This window comes from Stenotrophomonas sp. FW305-C-20-S1 (assembly GCF_058783335.1).
On sequence record NZ_JBYTEK010000038.1, the window covers coordinates 1 to 17,255 of the forward strand.

Sequence of the window (17,255 nt, forward strand, 5' to 3'; positions counted from 1 at the left end):
GCGCCATGGATGGCGCGACCGAGCTTACAGGGACGTACTTGCAGCGTCCCCCGCAACCGGACCCACCCCGCCATCCCGCAGGAACCCCGCTGTTGCTTCGGCTGTTGCCGTTGCTGTTGCTTCGGCTGTTGCCGCGGCCTCTGCGGGTGCCGGGCGCAGCCCGGCTGTGACCCTACCTTCGGACCTGGCCTTCGCCGCGCACCACGAACCGTTCGACTGTCAGCGCTTCCAGCCCCATCGGGCCATAGGCGTGCAGGCGCGTGGTGGAGATGCCGATCTCGCTGCCGAGACCAAGCTGGCCACCATCGGAAAAACGCGAAGACGCGTTGACCATCACCACCGCCGAGCGCAATGCGCTGACGAAACGCTCGGCACTGGCTACGTCTTCAGTGGCGATCACTTCGGTGTGGTCGGAGGTATAGGTACGGATGTGCGCGATCGCTGCATCAAGATCGTCGACCACGCGGACCGCCAGTATCAGATCAAGGAATTCGGCGGCATAGTCGTCTTCGCTGGCCGCGGTGCTCCCCGGCAGCAATGGCTGCGCGCGCTCGTCTGCGCGCAGCTGCACGCCACGTTCGGCCAGCGCCTGTGCAGCACGCGGCAGGAACGCTGCGGCAATGTCCCGGTGCACCAGCAGGGTTTCCAGTGAATTGCACGCGGACGGGCGACTGCACTTGCCGTCCACCAGCAGATCGACTGACTTGTCGAGATGGGCACTGGCATCGACGAACAGGTGGCAGACGCCCTTGTAGTGCTTGATCACCGGTACCCGTGCGTGCTCGGCGACGAAGCGGATCAGGCCTTCGCCACCGCGCGGGATGGCCAGGTCGATCAGTTCGTGCAGCTGCAGCAGTTCCAGCATTGCTTCGCGACGCAGGTCGGTCAGCACCGTCACAGCGGCAGGGGGCACGCCGTTGGCCTTCAATGCCCCCGCCAACGCCTGAGCGATGGCGGTATTGGAATGGATCGCCTCCGAGCCGCCACGCAGGATCACGCCGTTGCCCGCCTTCAGGCACAGCGCGGCGGCTTCGGCGGTCACGTTCGGGCGTGCTTCGTAGATCATCGCGATCACCCCCAGCGGCACGCGCACCTTCTGTACGCGGATGCCGTTCGGGCGCACGTCGTCGCGGGTCACCTGCCCGACCGGGTCCGGCAGGCCGGCCACCTCGCGCACGGCGTCGGCCATCGCCAGCAGGCGCGCCGGATCCAGTGCCAGGCGGTCGAGCATCGCGCTGCCCACACCTTTGTCGCGGGCGGCGGCCAGGTCGCGTGCATTGCCTGCAAGAATCTGTCCGGCATTGACCTCCAGCGCCTGCGCCATCGCCTGCAGCAGTGTCCTGCGTGCATCGCTGTCCAGGCCGGCAACCACCTGGGCCGCGTCGCGGCAGGCATGGGCCTGCGATTCGATCTCACTCATCGGCATATCCTGCAGTGGGTTCATGGCAGCACCAGATCGTCGCGATGAACGACGGTACCGCCGTAGTTGTAGCCGAGCACGGTCTGGATGTCGCGGGTGTGGCGGCCGGCAATGCGGCGCACGTCATCGGCGGCGTACTGGCTTACACCACGGGCCACGCACACCCGGCCGGCGTCGGTGTTCCAGCATACCTGCACCATGTCACCGCGCCGGAACGCGCCGTCGGCACCGGTGATGCCACCGGGCAACAGCGATGCCCCCTTCTCGCGCATCGCCTGGGCGGCGCCGGCATCGATCAGGATCGCGCCTTCGGCGAGCGGAGCGTGGCGCAGCCAGTGCTTGCGGGCCGCCTCGCGGCTGCGTGCTGCATGGATACGGGTGCCGAACAGGCGATCCTGCGCCAGCGCGCGCACCACCTCGCCGCTGCGGCCATTGAACAGATAGGTTTCGATGCCGACACGGCCGGCCTTGGCTGCGGCCTCCAGCTTGGTGCGCATGCCGCCGGTACCGGCGACCGAACCGGCGCCGCCAGCCATCGCCAGCACGGCATCGTTCAACTCGGCCACTTCATGCAGTGGCCGGGCATCGGCATGCGTGCGCGGATCTGCACTGTAGAGACCGTCGATGTCGGTGGCGATGAACAGTGCATCGGCATCGACCAGCGCTGCCACCGTCGCGGCCAGGTTGTCGTTGTCACCGAGCTTGAGCTCATCCACCGAAACGGTGTCGTTCTCGTTGACCACCGGCAGCGCGCCCAGCCGCAGCAGCTCGTTGAGGGTTGCCCGCGCATTGAGGTAGCGGCGGCGGTTGCGCAGATCGTCATGGGTCAGCAGCACCTGCGCCACCGGGCGCTCGAAGAAGCGCTGCCACAGACCGATCAGCTGCGCCTGGCCCAAGGCCGCCAACGCCTGCCGCGCCGCCATCGCCGCACCGGGTTCATCGGCCCGGGGCAGGATCGCGCGGCCGGCAGCGACCGCGCCGGAGGAGACGATGACGACCTCGCGCCCGGCCAGCACGTTGGCCGAAACGAACTGGGCCAGGCCCAGCGCGTGGCGCGGCGACAGGCCACCACCGTCGGCGGCCAGCAGGCTGCTGCCGACCTTGAGCACGGCGCGCCGCCACGACGGCAGCGCTTGTTCGGGGAACGGCGATGCAACGTGGGCGGCGTGGACAGTCATCAGGGGCGCCTCAGCGGGTATTCCATTCATGGACGCTCAGCGCCGATGCCTGCATCGTCACCAGCGGATCGGTGGCGACGATGGCCTGCGCCTGCGCGAGGCTGTCGAGGTTGCACAGCACATAGGCGCCACCGCTGCCGTCGGCAAAGCCGCCGGTCAGCTGCAGCCTGCCCTCGGCCTGCAACGCATCGAGGAAGTCGCGGTGCGGCTGCACCACGGCGTCGTTGAAGCCCGGCAGGCGCATCGCCAGCACCAGGTAGACGGTGCCGGCCATCAGGACAGCGCCTGCCAGCGCGCGCGCAGTTCATCCAGGCGCAGGTCCGACGCCGAACCCGGCGATACGCGCGCCGCCAGGCTGCCTTCCGGCGTGCGCCCCTGCCCTGCACTGTCGGCACCGGCAGCAGCAGCCTTGTAGGCCTCGCGGAACGGTACGCCCGCTACCGCAGCTTCCACCGCGACATCGGTGGCGTACATGCCCGAATCGATCGCTGCACGCAGCTTGTCATCGCGCCATTCCAGGTTGGCCAGCAGCGCCGGCAGCAGTTCAAGCGCGGCCAGGCCGCGCCCGAAGCCGTGGAAGATGGCGCCCTTGGACGACTGCAGGTCGCGGTGGTAGCCCGACGGCAGCGACAGCAGCTGCTCGATTTCGGTGCGTGCAGCGGCGACGCTGGCATGGGTCGCCCGCATCAGCTCGATCACGTCCGGATTGCGCTTGTTGGGCATGATCGAACTGCCGGTGGTGTACTGCGCCGGCAACGCGACGAAACCGAATTCGGCGCTGGTGAACAGCGACAGGTCCCAGGCAATGCGGCGCAGGTCCAGGGTCGCGCCGCCCAGCGCTTCCAGCGCAGCCAGTTCGAACTTGCCACGCGACAGCTGCGCGTAGATCGGCGAAATCTGCATGCGCGCAAAGCCGAGCGCGGCGGTGGTGTGCTCGCGATCCAGCGGCAGGTTCACGCCGTAACCGGCGGCGGTGCCAAGCGGATTGGCATCGACCAGTGCATGGGTATCGCGGGCGCGCACGGCGTTGTCGATGAAGGCTTCGGCCCAACCGGCCCACCACATGCCGGCCGAAGACACCACGGCACGCTGGATGTGGGTGTAACCGGGAATCGGCAGATGCTGCTCGGCCTGCGCACGGTCAAGTGCAACCTTTGCCACTTCGGCGCTGACCTGCGCCACGCGCTGCAGCTTTTCCTTCAACCACAACCGGGTGGCGACCAGGATCTGGTCGTTGCGGCTGCGGCCGGTGTGGATCTTGCGGCCGGCATCACCCAGGCGTTCGGTCAACCGTGCCTCGATCGCCGAATGGCCATCCTCATACTGCGTATCCAGCACGAAGCGGCCTTCGCGGAAGTCCTGCGCCAGCACCTCAAGTTCACGCAGCAACCCGGCCAGTTCGTCGGCGCTGAGGATGCCGATGTGCTGCAGGCCCTGCGCATGCGCGGCGCTGGCAGCAATGTCATGCAGGAAGAACTCGCGATCGAGGATCACGTCGTCGCCGGCGAGGAAGGTCTGGATCTGGGCATCGACAGCGACGCCTGGCTTCTGCCAAAGAAGGTCTGCCATGGGGAGCTCCTGTACGGTTTCAGTGCGGGATCGACGTCAGTTCGTCGATGCCCAGCGCAAGATTGAGGTTCTGCATGGCCTGGGTGGCCGCGCCCTTGAGCAGGTTGTCCAGGGTCGCCACCACCACCACCCGCTTGCCGCCCGGGGCGAGCGTGAAGCCGCCGACCTGGGCACCGTGGCGGCCAGCGATGCGGCTCACCCACGGCGCCTCGTCCACGACCTCGATGAGTGCTTCACCGGCGTAGGCCTGCTGGAAGCGCTCGACGATCTGCTCGCGGGTCTGCACGCGGTTCAACCACAGGTTGGCGGTGAGGGTGATGCCACGGAAATGCGGCGCGACGTGCGGCATGAATTCGACCGCCACGCCCAGCTGCACGGAAACCTCGCGCTCATGCACGTGGTTGGTCAGCGCGTACGGCATCAGGTTGTCGGCCAGCAGTTCAACGTTGTTCTTGTCCGACGGCGAGGTGCCCGCACCCGAGTAGCCGGACACGCCGAAGCACTGCGGCGGACCAGCCAGCAGATCCAGCAGCGGATGGATCGCCAGCTGCATCGCGGTGGCATAGCAGCCGGGGTTGCTGATGTGCTTCTGTCCGCGGTAACGGCTGCGGGTAAGCTCGGGCAGGCCGTAGTACCAGGTGTTGTCGAAACGGTAGTCGGCCGACAGGTCGACGATCACCGTGTCCGGCTTCGCCGTTTCCAGCGCCGCCACGAACGGCGCGGCCAGGCCGTTGGGCAGGGCCAGGATCACCGCGTCCACGCCCTTGGCGGCAACGGCGTCGGCGTCGAGATTCTCGAACTGCAGTTCGCCCTGCCATTGCGGGTAGTGGTCGGACACGCGCTGCCCGGCCAGTTCGCGCGAGGACACGAAACCCAGCTGCAGGTTCGGATGCGCTGCCACCAGGCGGATCAGCTCGGCGCCGGTATGGCCGCGGGCGCCGACGATGCCGACGGTGAACGAGGAGGAAGTGCTCATGCGTGCGTGCTCATGCGTGCGAATCGAGGCGGTGCTGCAGGTGGCGTTTCACGCCCTGCCATTCCGCATCGATGATGGAGAAGATGACGGTGTCGCGCGGCGTGCCGTCGGGATGCCGGCGGTGATTGCGCAGCACGCCATCCTGCTTGGCGCCCAGGCGTGCGATCGCGGTGCGCGAGGTGAAGTTGAACCAGCTGGTTTCAAACACCACGCTCAGGCATTCCAGCCGCTCGAAGGCATGGCTGAGCAGCATCAGCTTGGTTTCGGAGTTGACCCCGGTGCGCTGCACCGATTCGCCATACCAGGTGTAGCCGATGCTCAGCCGCGGTACGTCCGGCTGCAGATCGTAGTAACGGGTGGTGCCGACGATCTGGTCGTTGGCATCGAACACCACGAACGGCAGCACCTTGCCTTCGGCCTGTGCCTGCAGCGCCGCCTGCACATAGCCGGTCATGGCCTTCGCATCGGGCACCTGGGTGTACCAGAGCCTGGACAGCGCGCCTTCGCCCAACGCGCCGCGCAGGCCGTCGATGTGGCTCATCTGCAGCGGTTCCAGCCGCGCATGCGTGCCGGTCAACGTGGGTACCCGGGTCCAGTCTGCATGGTTCATCGCGCTCAGCCCTCCAGGCTCGGCGCACGCACCGCGCAGTGGTCGACATAGGTCCTGATCCGGTCGATGCCATCGGCACCGTACCAGAACACCTTCCAATGACCCTGCTTGTAGCAGCCATCGGACTCGGCGTAGTAGAAGTGGTTGATCGGGTTGCCGTTGCGCGAGCGCCAGAACAGCTGCGGGGTTTCCTCGCGCATCACGTTCCAGACCGCGCGGCCAAGGCCTTCGCCCTGCGCATCATCGAGCACGGCGAACTTGTCCAGGTACACGCCCTCGGCCTCGTCGGTGAGGATCACCGCCGTGCGGTAGTTCTCGCTGACGTACGCGCGCAGCAACGTGGTCCTCTCGAAATAGTCCGGCACCAGGGTGCGGCCGAAACTGGATTCGATCAGGCCCTTCAGGCGCGGCAGGTCCAGCTCGCTCCAGGCGGTTGCACGCAGCACCTTCTCGCCCTTGCGCACCAGCGTTCCCGAGCCCTTGTGGGTGAACAGTTCCTTGGCCAGATCGGCCGGCCGGGTGATCGACACCGACGATTCCAACGGCAACCGGTCCAGCAGGGACTTGATCTGTTCGATCTTCACCTTCATGCCACCGTGGATCCACGGTTGCGCGATCAGGTGGTCGTACTCGGTGGACAGGTTGATCGAATCGATCACGCTGCCCTGCTCGTCCAGCAGGCCGCCGGTACCGGTCAGGAAGATGATCTTGTACGGCTGCAGCTCCTGCACCAGTTCGTTGGCGGCGAAGTCGGCATTGACGTTGAGGATCTGCCCACCGGCGGTCTCGCCCAGGCTGGTGATGACCGGGATCGAGCCGGCACGCAGGCTGGCCTCGATCGGCGCCAGGTTGACCTTCTTCACCTCGCCGACCAGGCCGTAGGTGTCCAGGCCCAGGTACTCCGCCTCGAACACGCCGCCGGTGATGGAGGTGGCGCGCGCGCCGTTCTGCTGCAGCGCTTCGACCAGGCGCAGGTTGGATTGCTGGAACACCCGGCGCACGATCGCCAGCGCTTCCGGCGAGGTCACCCGCAGGCCGTTGACCGTCTGCTTTTCAATGCCGGCGGCCGACAGTTCCGCATCCAGCTGCGGGCCGGCGCCATGCAGCACGATCGGGGTCAGGCCGACTTCCTGCAGGAACGACAGCGAGGAGGTCAGCGCGTCGAGATCGTCGCGCAGCACCGCGCCGCCGACCTTGACCACGGCGAAGCGCTTGGCGTCCAGCTGCGAAAAGCGCTTGAGGTACTGGCTGATCTCCTTCGCGCTGGCCATGCTCGAGAGCAGGCGCACGATGGTCTGGCGGGTCTGGCGGTGGGGCTGGAGGGCAGGAGACATTTCGGTTTCGTCACAGGCGGCGGTCGCCGCGTTGCAGTTCCGCCGCGCAGAAGCGCAGCGGCGTTGTGGGTCGATCAGGCGCCGGCGGCGATGATCCGGTGTACGGCATCGGTGTAGCGCTGCAGCTGCTCCAGCGTCACGAACTCATCGGCGGTGTGGGCCTGGGCGATGTCGCCCGGACCGAACACCATCGTGGTGTAGCCACCGGCCGAGAACAGCGACGCCTCGGTCCAGAAGTCCACCGCGTTGCCGATCGGCAGGTCCAGCGCGTCGGCCACGTCGCGCGCCAGCAGGCGGCGGTGCTCGGCTTCGGCGATATCCCCTGCCGGCAGGCTGGGGCCACGGAAGGTTTCGGTGAACAGCGCCGCTTCCGGTTCGGCGAAGCCGGCGAAGGTCGCCAGCAGCGCATCGATATCCATCGACGGCAGCGGCCGGAAACCAAAACGCACTTCCGCCGCCGGCGCGATCATGTTGGCCTTGATGCCACCTTCCACGCGCCCGATGTTGAAGCGCAGGCCGGTCAATCCACCGAAGCGTGCCGAGGCCAGCGATTGGACATGGTCCAGCGCGCGGTTGCCCCAGCGCATCGCCTGGTGCAGCGCACTGGCGGCCGCGTCCTGCTTGCCCGACGCATGGCCGGCACGGCCGGCGAACTGCATCAGTACCGAGCTGATGCCACGATGCGCGAGCACCGCTTCGCTCATGGTCGGTTCGGCCACCAGCACCGCTTCGTACGCAATGCCCCGGGCCAGGAACGCGGCGATGCAGCGCGGATCGTTGGCTTCTTCATCGCTGGAGAAAAGGAAGGCCGCGTCGCCATCACTGGCATTGGCGGCCGCCACCAGCGCCGCAGCCGCGCCCTTGATGTCACACACACCAAGGCCGACCACGCGGTCGTCCAGGCGGCGCATCACGTGCGGGTCGGCACTCCAGTGCGGCGAGTCCGGCACGGTGTCCAGATGCACGTTGAACAGGTACTTCGGCGTGCCGCGCACGGCATACAGGCTGACCGCGCCGGCGCCATGGTCGATCACCTCCACATTGAACCCGGGCAGGTTGTCGCGCAGGTAATCGAAGATGCCACCGGTGGTGATCGCACGCGGCGGGTTGCGGGTGTCGAAGGACACCAGTGCCTGCAGGTGATCGAGCGTCTGTTCAAGCATGAATCAACAGTTCCTGTGGAATTCCGCCGGGCATGGCCCGGCGCTACCGGAACGCGTCTGGTGGAGAGCCCCCTTCTTGTTGAAGGGGGCGCGCCAACGGCGCGGGGTTGAGGTGGAATGCGTGGTCAACCGCTCAGCGGTTGACCTGCGCGTACAGGGTCGAGCTCATGCCGAACAGCTTGATGAAGCCCTCGGCCTCCTCCACGCCCCAGTCGGCCGACTGCGCATAGGTGGCGCCCTTGGTGTTGAGCAGGTGCGGCGACTTCACCGCAACGGCATCGACGCGGCCGCCGCGGGTTTCCAGCACCACTTCGCCGTTGACCTTGGCCTGCGAGGACTTCAGGAAGGCTTCGATGTCCGTCTTCAGCGGGTCGTGGTAGAAGCCTTCGTACACCAGCTCCACCCACTTGCGCGCCACGTCCGGCTTGAAGCGGTTCTGCTGCTTGGTCAGCACCGCATCTTCCAGCGCGCGGTGCGCGGCCAGCAGCGAGACCAGGCCCGGTGCCTCGAACACGATGCGGCCCTTCAGGCCGATCACGGTGTCGCCGGTGTACACGCCACGGCCGACGCCGTAGGGGGCGAACAGCTTGTTGAGCTGGGCCAGGATCTGCTCGCCCGGCAGTGCCTTGCCATTGAGCTCGACGGCTTCGCCTTCGACGAACTTCAGGGTGACGGTCAGCGCCTGTTCCGGCCACTCGGCGCGCGGTGCGCACCAGCCACGGGCGCCCTCGCCCGGTGCTTCCCAACGATCGATCTCGCCGCCGGACATGGTCAGGCCCAGCAGGTTCTCGTTGATGGTGTAGGCCTGCTGCTTGGCGCGCACGCCGAAGCCACGCTCTTCCAGGTACTTCTGCTCGTAGGCGCGGGTCTGGGTGTGTTCCTTCTGGATCTCGCGGATCGGCGCGATGATCTGGTAGTCGCCCAGGGCCTTCACTGCCAGGTCGAAGCGCACCTGGTCGTTGCCCATGCCGGTGCAGCCGTGGGCGATGATGTTGGTGCCCAGTTCGGCAGCGCGCTTGAGCGCGGCATCGACGATCAGGTAACGGTCCGACACCAGCAGCGGGTACTGGCCCTGGTAGCCCTCGCCGGCCCACACGAATGGCTTGACGAAGCCGGACCAGATGGCCGGACCGCCATCGACGGTCTGGTGGCTGGTGACACCCAGCTCGGCGGCACGCTTCTCGATGAAATCGCGCTCTTCGTCATCCACGCCGCCGGTATCGGCGAACACGGTATGCACGTTGTAGCCGCGCTCCTGCAGGTACGGCACGCAGAAGCTGGTATCAAGGCCGCCGGAGAAGGCGAGAACGACGTCTTTGTTGCTCATGGGGGGGTATGTCCTGGTAGCGCCGGGCCATGCCCGGCGGATTGTCTGGAATGCGTGAACGACGTACGAAAATCAGCGGCCGGCAACAGCAGCCATGATCGCCTTCTGCACATGCAGGCGATTCTCGGCTTCGTTGATGGCGATGCACTGCGGCGAATCCATCACGCCGTCGGTCGCCTTGACGTTGCGGCGCAGCGGCAGGCAGTGGCTGAACACGCCGTTGTTGGTCAGGGCCATCTTCCGCTCGTCGACGATGAAGTGCTTGAACTGGTCGCGGATCGGCTTCTCCGGCTCCCAGTTGCCGAAGAACGGCAGCGCGCCCCAGCTCTTGGCGTAGACCACGTCGGCACCGGCATAGGCACTGTCGATGTCATGGCTGATCTTCAGCGAACCACCGCTCTCGGCCACGTTCTGCTCGGCCCAGCCCATGTAGCGCTCGTCGAGGATGTAGTCGGCGGTCGGGCACAGCAGCGTCACGTCCATGCCCATGCGGGTGGCGATGGTCAGCGCCGAGTTGGCCACTGCGGTGTTCAGCGGCTTGGGGTGGTAGGTCCAGGTCAGCACGTACTTCTTACCGCGCAGGTCCTGGGTACCGAAATGCTCCTGCAGGGCCATCACGTGCGCCAGTTCCTGGCACGGATGGGTGATGGTCTCCATGTTGATCACCGGCACCGGCGAGTATCTGGCGAAACTCTCGAGCACGACGTCCTGGCGGTCGTAGGCCCAGTCGACGAACTTCGGGAACGCGCGCACGGCAATGATGTCGCAGTAGCGGCCGAGCACCTTGGCTACTTCAGCGATGTGCTCTTCGGTATCGCCGTCCATCACCGTGCCGAGGTTGAACTCGATCGGCCATGCATCCTTGCCCGGCTGCAGCACCACTGCGTGGGCACCGAGCTGGAACGCGCCCAGCTCGAAACTGGTGCGGGTGCGCATGGACGGATTGAAGAACACCAGCGCGATCGACTTGCCCTTGAGCTGGTCGCCGAGCTTGTTGCGCTTGAACAGCGCAGCCTGGGTCAGCAGCGCGTCAAGTTCGCTGCGGCGCCAGTCCTGGGTGTTCAGGAAGTGCTTGGGGGACATCATCATTCCTTGCATGAGCGGCGCCGAGGGTCGACGCGGTGGAAGGTGGAAGGGAAAACCGGGAACCAGGGTGGTACGAAAAGGTTGCAGATGAAGCTTTCAGAACGCGGAAACGAAAAAACCCAGCCGGCGGGCTGGGTTTTTTTCGGACGAACAGCAGAAAGCTCCGGATTACCCAGCGAGAATGTGGGGTTCCGGTCGACGGGCACGCGACGTCATGCCAGTGGCCTGGCGGGCGGCGCTGCTGTCGTGCTGGAAGTCGGTGAGCTTCATTGGTCGGCAATCTTTACATGCGGCCGGGGCCGGCGCAAGAGGCCGGCGTCGCAGAATCAGGGGGTGCCGGCGGCAGCCTGCTCCGGGCCCACCCAGGGGGTGATCGAAACCCGGATCTTCAGCCGGTTGCCCGGGTCTTCCGGCAGCCGTGAACGGTACTTGGTGCCCTTGTAGACATAGTCCACGTCATAGGCGATGGGGCGGCGGAACTCGCGTCCGACGGGCACGATACGACAGTCCCGGGTCAGCATCGGGCCCGTGTTGGCCGGCGCCGGGGCGGGGGCTTCGGCCGGCAGTTCCTCCAGCACCTCCTCGTCGCTGCGCTTGAACATCGAGCGAACCGAATCCCAGAGGCGGCCGATGCGGCCCTTGTCCTCCACTGGCTCCTCGCCGGTGACATTGACCGGGGCCAGGGTACGGGTCGAGACCGGCTCGCAGTGCTCCTCGGTGCGGGTGGCACGCAGGGTCTGGAACACCGGCTCCACGTTGAGCACCTGGGCGTAGTCGAACTTCACGTTCTCCACGATCACCACCCGGTTGCGGGGCTCGGCCTCCTGGGCCAGGACCACGGCGGGCAGCGCCGACAGGCAGGCCAGGGTCAGCAACGCGGTGGTTTTCATTGGCGAAGGGAGCAGGGACACGGCAATAGTGTAGGCAGTGGTGACCGCAAGGGGCTGAACATTACCCGTCCGCGCCGTTCCTGCCCACCCCACCCCGGCCGCCGGTGACGTCCACCGGTGGCAACGGTCCCCCCAAAGGGCCCCGACACGTTCTAAAATCACAGGCTTGTCCCCCAGTCACAGACCCATGACCCTGCGCCTGCACAACAACCTGACTCGCCAGCTCGAACCGTTCACTCCGCTCGATCCGGCCTGTCCGACCCTGTATGTGTGCGGCCCGACGGTCTACAACTACGTGCACATCGGCAACGCCCGTGGGCCGGTGGTGTTCGGGGTGCTGGCCGACCTGCTGCGGCGGCGCTTCGGTGCCCTGCGCTACGCCCGCAACATCACCGACGTGGACGACAAGATCAACACCGCCGCGCGCGAGCAGGGCGTGCCGATCAGCACCATCACCGACCGTTTCGCTGCTGCCTACCGTGAAGACATGGCCGCGCTGGGCGTGGTGCCGCCGGACATCGAGCCGGAAGTGACCGCGCACATGGCGCAGATCATCACCATGATCGAGCAGCTGGTCAGCAGCGGGCATGCCTACGCCGCCGAGGGACACGTGCTGTTCGCCGTCGGCAGTTTCGAGGGCTACGGCAAGCTGTCGCGCCGCGATCCGGACGAGATGCTGGCCGGCGCCCGGGTCGAGGTCGCTCCCTACAAGCGCGCCCCCGGCGACTTCGTGCTGTGGAAGCCGTCCAGCGACGACCTGCCGGGCTGGGAATCGCCCTGGGGCCGCGGCCGTCCGGGCTGGCACATCGAATGCTCGGCGATGGCCGCCGCGCACCTGGGCGAGACCATCGACATCCATGCCGGCGGCGTCGACCTGCAGTTCCCGCACCACGAAAACGAGATCGCACAGAGCGAGTGCGCGCACGGCGGCAAGGTGTTCGCGCGCTTCTGGCTGCACAACGGCATGCTCAACTTCGGCGGCGCCAAGATGAGCAAGTCGATCGGCAACATCGAGCGCGTCCACGACCTGGTGCGCAGGCATGCCCCCGAGGCGCTGCGCCTGGCGTTGCTGTCGGCCCACTACCGGCAGCCGCTGGACTGGTCCGATGCGCTGATCGAACAGTCCGGCCGCACCCTCGACCGCCTGTACGGCACCCTGCGCGAGCTGGCCGACGTTGCCGCCACCGCAGTGATCCCGGCAGAGATCGAAGCGGCATTGGATGACGATCTCAATACGCCGCAGGCGCTGGCCGAAGTGGCCCGTATCGCCGGTGAAGCGCGCCGCGCCACCGATCCTGGCGAACGCACACGCCTGAAGAGTGAACTGCTTGGCGCCGGCCTCGCCCTGGGCCTGCTGCAGGCCGATCCGGCGCAATGGTTCGGCAACGCCGCCGGCGACAGCGACGACGATGCGCGTATCCAGGGCTTGATCGACGAACGCGCGGCAGCCAAGCAGGCACGTGACTTCGCCCGTTCCGACGCCATCCGCGACCAGCTGGCCGCCGAAGGCATCGTGCTGGAAGACACCCCGCAGGGCGTGCGCTGGTCGCGCAAGCGCGGCTGACCTGCCCTGCCCCGTGGCCGGTCCGCCGGCCACGCTCCCTACTGTAGAGACTGTTGTGATCGACTCCCCGTTCCCGCTTGAACCCACCGCCGCCGAGGCACAGACGGCCATCGCCGAGGAATTCGGTTTCTTCGGCGACTGGTCCGAGCGCTACCAGTACCTGATCGACCTCGGCCGCAAGCTGCCCGCCTTCCCGGACGCGTGGAAGACCGAAGAGCACCGCCTGCTCGGTTGCCAGTCGATGGTCTGGATCGTGCCGGAAGGCAACGCGCAGTCGCTGCGCTTCCACGCCATCAGCGATTCGGCCATCGTCTCCGGCCTGATCTTCCTGGCGCTGCGCGTGTACTCCGGGCGCACCGCGCAGGAGATCCTGGCCACCGAACCCAGCTATATCCAGGATATCGGCCTGGCCCGCCACCTGTCGCCGACCCGCAGCAACGGCGTGGCGGCGATGCTGGCGTTCATCCGCGAGACCGCGCAGGCCCAGCTGCAGCGCGATCCGTCGTGAGCGAGCCCGCCACGGCCGAAGACACCGCGCTGGGCCTGCTGTCCCGGCCCGGTTTCGCCAGGCTGCTGGCGTATCGCATCTTCGCGATGCTGTCCTACCAGGTGGTCGCGGTCACCGTCGGTTGGCACATCTACGAAGTCACCCGCAATCCGTTCTCGCTGGGCCTGATCGGCCTGGCCGAGGTGCTGCCGTTCTTCTGCGTGGCGCCGTTCGCCGGTTACCTGGTGGATCATCTGCCGCGCCGCCGGCTGGGCATGGTCGCCTGTTCCGGCCTGGTCGCCACCGCGCTGGTGCTGACCAGCGTGGCCAAGGGCTGGCTGCCGGTTGAGGGCGTGTGGCCGATCTATGCGGCGATCGCACTGACCGGCATGGTCCGTGCCTTCCTGTCGCCGATCTACAACGCGTTGTTCGCCCGCGTGCTGGCACGCGAGCACTTCGCCCGTGGCGCCGGCCTTGGCGCCGTGGTGTTCCAGGCTGGCATGATCGCCGGCCCGGCACTGGGTGGCGTGCTGGTCGGCTTCGGTGGCAAGGGCCTGTCCTATGCGGTGGCCACGGCCTTCGCGCTGGTGGCGATGGGCTGCCTGGCCACGCTGAAGGTGGAAGAGCCGGTGCATGCCGGCCCAGCCGCCCCGATCTTCAAGAGCATTGCCGAAGGCGCGCGCTTCGTGGTCGGCAACCGGATCATGGTCGGCGCCATGGCGCTGGACATGTTCTCGGTACTGCTGGGCGGTGTGGTGGCGATGCTGCCGGCGTTCCTGCACGAGATCCTGCATCACGGCCCGGAGGGCCTGGGCATCCTGCGCGCGGCGCCGGCACTGGGTTCGGTGTGCGTTGGCCTGTGGCTGGCGCGCCACCCCCTGCACCGTAATGCCGGTCGGGTGCTGCTGTTCGCGGTCGCCGGCTTCGGCCTGTGCGTGATCGGCTTCGGCCTGTCCCAGCACTTCTGGCTGTCGGCGTTGATCCTGCTGTTCTACGGCGCCTTCGACGGCGTGTCGGTGGTGATCCGCTCCACCATCCTGCAGCTGGCCACGCCGGAAGAGATGCGCGGCCGGGTATCGTCGATCAACGGCATCTTCATCAGTTCGTCCAACGAACTGGGCGCGTTCTATGCCGGCACCATGGCCAAGGTGCTGGGGCTGGTACCGGCGGTGGTACTGGGCGGATTCGCGGTACTGAGCGTGGCCGGTGTCACCGCATGGAAGAACCCGACGCTGCGGAAATTGAATCTGCGCGATCTGCAATAGAGCGGATTTCCGTGCGCACACGCGCCGGTAGCGCCGGGCCATGCCCGGCGGGCGCTTTCCGCGACCGCGGCGGGGTGTCACTTTCTTTGCGCGCGCAAAGAAAGTAACCAAAGAAACGCGCCGCCATCCGCGAGCCGGTGCTGCGCACCGGTGCCCTGCGCTCCTCGGTGAATCAGGGGACGGCACCGAACTCGCTGCGCTCAAACAGCGGCGCCTCTTCGCCCCTGATTCCCCTGCGGTGCTCGGCTCGCTACAAGGCGGACCCAACAGCCGCGAGCATACGCATGGCCGCTCCTGGTAGAGCCAAGCCATGCTTAGCTGCTCTTGCTCTTGCTCTTGCTCTTGCTCTTGCTCTTCCCTACCCGCCGGCTTCGGCCTGAGCCGAGCGTGGGCTCGGCTCTACAGCAGCCGCACTCGGGAACTGTCTGGAGCGGGCGGGTCACCCGGGCCAGGACCGTTCGCGCTATGGATGGCGCGGCCGAGCCCCCAGGGATGGGTTTACGGCGTGTCCTGGCCCGGGTGACCCGCCCGCTCGCTCACGGAACAACCAAGGCGCCGCTCTACGCAGCCAACCATCACCCAACAAAAAACCCGGCCGAAGCCGGGCTTTTTGCATGACATCACAACGAACCGGAATCAGTCGCCCTGCTGCTTCTGCAGGTGCTCCCAACGCTCCTGGGCGTCGATGGTGCGCTCGGCGGTCAAGCGCGCTTCAAGGCGCTCGAGGCCGATCTCTTCACCGGTGTCCACGCAGTACCCGTAATCACCTGCTTCCAGGCGCTTGAGGGTGCTGTCGATCTTGCCGATCAGCTTGCGGTAACGGTCACGGGTGCGCAGCTCCAGCGAGTTCTCGGTTTCGCGGGTCGCGCGCTCGGCTTCATCGCCGATGTCACGCACTTCCTCACGCAGGTTCTCGATGGTCTGCTTGGACTCTTCCACCAGGTCGGCGCGCCAGTTCTGCAGGCGCTGACGGAAGTACTCCTGCTGCAGCGGGCTCATGTACTCCTCGTCCGAGGCCGGCTTGTAGCCTGCCGGCAGGATCGGGCGGCCAGTGGCCTCGTCGGTCTTGTATTCGACGACCTTGTACTTGCTGCGCGGCGCAGGTGCCGTCGAACGGGCGGCAACGGCCACGGCGACCTTGCCCACGGGGCGGGTCACGGTCTTCGGAGCGGAATCGGATTTCACGGCGGTTTTGGCAGGCGATTTCGAAACGGGCACGGGATTCTTGGATTGCGGGGCGGTCGATGCTGCAGAAGCGGCGGCCGGGGCCGGCTTGGGGGCCGGTTTGGCTGCCGCCACTGCCGCGGTCTTGGCCGGGACAGACTTGGCCGGGGCCGGCTTCGCAGCTGGCTTCGGTGCGGACTTCACTACAGGGGCCGGCGTCGGCTTGGCAGCCGGCGGGGCGACATTCTTGGCAACCTTCTTGGCCGGTGCCGGCTTGGCAGGCGCCACCTTCTTTGCTGCCGGCTTGGCAGCAGGCGCGGCGGCAACCTTCTTCACCACCGCCTTCGGCGTTGGCTTGGCTGCTGCCTTCTTCGGTGCCGGCTTGGCAGCGGCCTTCTTCACCGGCGCAGCCTTGCTGGCAACCTTCTTCACCACCGGCGCCTTCTTGCTGGCAGCGGCAGGTTTGGCCTTGACCGGCGCAGCGGGCTTCTTCGCCACTGCCGGCTTGCCGGATTTCACCGGCGCTTTCTTTGCGGTGGCCTTCCTGGCCGCCGGCTGTGAGGATGCCGCCTTGGTCGCCGGCTTGCTGGCCGGCTTCTTGGCAACGGGCTTGGCCGCCAACTTCTTCACAACAGGCTTGGCGGTTTTCTTGGCGGCCTTGACGGCCTTCTTTGCAGTTTTTTTAGCAGCCACGAAACGCTCTTCCTTGGATTCCCCGGGGCCCGGGAAAGCGGGCCTTTATAGCCTACCCGACCCGCAGCAGCAACCTTGGGGGCCCGCTCCATTCAGTCCAGGAGTCAACGGGTCCAAGGTGCGGTCCGACGAACACGGACCGCCTTGCGCGGTACGGAACCTGTCCGGCACCTGGAGGGGTGCCGCTAGCGGTCGCAGGCCATCTACGACATGCGACCAACGGCCCATCCTGCACAAATGCGGCCTTCATGCCAACTGGCTTAAGATGACTGCGTGATCTCGCGCCTGCTCATCGCCGTGCTGCGCTTCTACAAGCGCTTCATCAGCCCGCTGCTGGGGCCTCGCTGCCGTTTCGTGCCGAGCTGCTCTGAATACGCCATGGATGCCATCTCCCGGCACGGCCCGCTGCGCGGCAGCTGGCTGGCGGCGCGACGGCTGGGCCGCTGCCATCCGTTCCATCCCGGCGGCTTCGATCCAGTGCCCGACTCTCCCAACGCCCCCTCTTGCCGTTGCACAGGAAAACACTGAC

The 17,255-nt window shown here is 66.8% G+C and carries 16 protein-coding genes; 4 read left to right on the top strand and 12 right to left on the bottom strand.

All coding sequences use genetic code 11. The annotated features are described in order from the left end of the window. Window positions 1-172: 172 nt before the first annotated feature. The 11 genes from AC3WTC_RS16890 to AC3WTC_RS16940 all read right to left on the bottom strand — a co-directional run bounded on the left by AC3WTC_RS16890 (window position 173) and on the right by AC3WTC_RS16940 (window position 11,553). A complete protein-coding gene (locus tag AC3WTC_RS16890) occupies window positions 173-1,444 on the bottom strand; it encodes a glutamate-5-semialdehyde dehydrogenase (RefSeq protein WP_492712033.1) in 1,272 nt (423 codons plus the stop codon). Next, window positions 1,441-2,598, bottom strand: coding sequence for a glutamate 5-kinase (gene proB, locus AC3WTC_RS16895; RefSeq protein WP_025876437.1), 1,158 nt, complete (start codon window positions 2,596-2,598; stop codon window positions 1,441-1,443). The genes AC3WTC_RS16890 and proB overlap by 4 nt, the downstream gene beginning before the upstream one ends. Before the next feature lie 10 nt (window positions 2,599-2,608). Next, a complete protein-coding gene (locus tag AC3WTC_RS16900; protein WP_033831568.1) occupies window positions 2,609-2,872 on the bottom strand; it encodes a YciI family protein in 264 nt (87 codons plus the stop codon). Next, window positions 2,872-4,167 (bottom strand): argininosuccinate lyase, encoded by a 1,296-nt coding sequence (gene argH / locus AC3WTC_RS16905; protein ID WP_033831569.1) that lies wholly within the window; start codon window positions 4,165-4,167, stop codon window positions 2,872-2,874. Before argH ends, AC3WTC_RS16900 begins: the two co-directional genes overlap by 1 nt. 19 nt (window positions 4,168-4,186) lie before the next feature. Continuing rightward, the gene (gene argC / locus AC3WTC_RS16910) at window positions 4,187-5,143 is read right to left on the bottom strand and encodes an N-acetyl-gamma-glutamyl-phosphate reductase (RefSeq protein ID WP_093820477.1); all 957 of its coding nucleotides are present in this window, start codon (window positions 5,141-5,143) and stop codon (window positions 4,187-4,189) included. Between the two features lie 10 nt (window positions 5,144-5,153). Then, entirely contained in the window at window positions 5,154-5,753 is a 600-nt protein-coding gene (locus AC3WTC_RS16915; protein WP_025876429.1) for a GNAT family N-acetyltransferase, read from the bottom strand. Window positions 5,754-5,758: 5 nt separating this feature from the next. Then, window positions 5,759-7,087 carry an acetylglutamate kinase gene (locus AC3WTC_RS16920; RefSeq protein WP_025876427.1) on the bottom strand — a complete coding sequence of 443 codons (1,329 nt, stop codon included), beginning with the start codon at window positions 7,085-7,087 and terminating at the stop codon, window positions 5,759-5,761. Window positions 7,088-7,161: 74 nt separating this feature from the next. Then, complete coding sequence (locus AC3WTC_RS16925) at window positions 7,162-8,250, bottom strand: acetylornithine deacetylase (RefSeq protein WP_025876425.1); 1,089 nt, start codon at window positions 8,248-8,250, stop codon at window positions 7,162-7,164. Window positions 8,251-8,383: 133 nt separating this feature from the next. Continuing rightward, complete coding sequence (locus AC3WTC_RS16930; protein ID WP_093820483.1) at window positions 8,384-9,577, bottom strand: argininosuccinate synthase; 1,194 nt, start codon at window positions 9,575-9,577, stop codon at window positions 8,384-8,386. Window positions 9,578-9,649: 72 nt separating this feature from the next. Next, window positions 9,650-10,660 carry an N-acetylornithine carbamoyltransferase gene (locus tag AC3WTC_RS16935; protein WP_492712034.1) on the bottom strand — a complete coding sequence of 337 codons (1,011 nt, stop codon included), beginning with the start codon at window positions 10,658-10,660 and terminating at the stop codon, window positions 9,650-9,652. 329 nt (window positions 10,661-10,989) lie between these two features. Continuing rightward, window positions 10,990-11,553: a glycine zipper 2TM domain-containing protein gene (locus AC3WTC_RS16940; RefSeq protein ID WP_025876420.1), complete on the bottom strand. Its 564-nt coding sequence runs from the start codon at window positions 11,551-11,553 to the stop codon at window positions 10,990-10,992. Window positions 11,554-11,740: 187 nt separating this feature from the next. Between AC3WTC_RS16940 and cysS the strand changes: the two genes are divergently transcribed. The 3 genes from cysS to AC3WTC_RS16955 are packed head-to-tail and all read left to right on the top strand — an operon-like array spanning window position 11,741 to window position 14,869. Beyond that, the gene (gene cysS / locus AC3WTC_RS16945; RefSeq protein ID WP_154880858.1) at window positions 11,741-13,117 is read left to right on the top strand and encodes a cysteine--tRNA ligase; all 1,377 of its coding nucleotides are present in this window, start codon (window positions 11,741-11,743) and stop codon (window positions 13,115-13,117) included. Window positions 13,118-13,172: 55 nt separating this feature from the next. Further along, on the top strand, window positions 13,173-13,625 hold the full coding sequence (locus AC3WTC_RS16950) for a SufE family protein (RefSeq protein WP_025876416.1): 453 nt from the start codon (window positions 13,173-13,175) through the stop codon (window positions 13,623-13,625). Next, a complete protein-coding gene (locus AC3WTC_RS16955; protein ID WP_033831573.1) occupies window positions 13,622-14,869 on the top strand; it encodes an MFS transporter in 1,248 nt (415 codons plus the stop codon). Before AC3WTC_RS16950 ends, AC3WTC_RS16955 begins: the two co-directional genes overlap by 4 nt. 636 nt (window positions 14,870-15,505) lie before the next feature. Here the strand turns inward: AC3WTC_RS16955 and dksA are convergent. Continuing rightward, window positions 15,506-16,726, bottom strand: coding sequence for an RNA polymerase-binding protein DksA (gene dksA / locus AC3WTC_RS16960; RefSeq protein ID WP_059064669.1), 1,221 nt, complete (start codon window positions 16,724-16,726; stop codon window positions 15,506-15,508). Window positions 16,727-16,999: 273 nt separating this feature from the next. Between dksA and yidD the strand changes: the two genes are divergently transcribed. Then, a complete protein-coding gene (yidD, locus tag AC3WTC_RS16965; protein ID WP_025876410.1) occupies window positions 17,000-17,254 on the top strand; it encodes a membrane protein insertion efficiency factor YidD in 255 nt (84 codons plus the stop codon). Window position 17,255 lies beyond the last annotated feature (1 nt).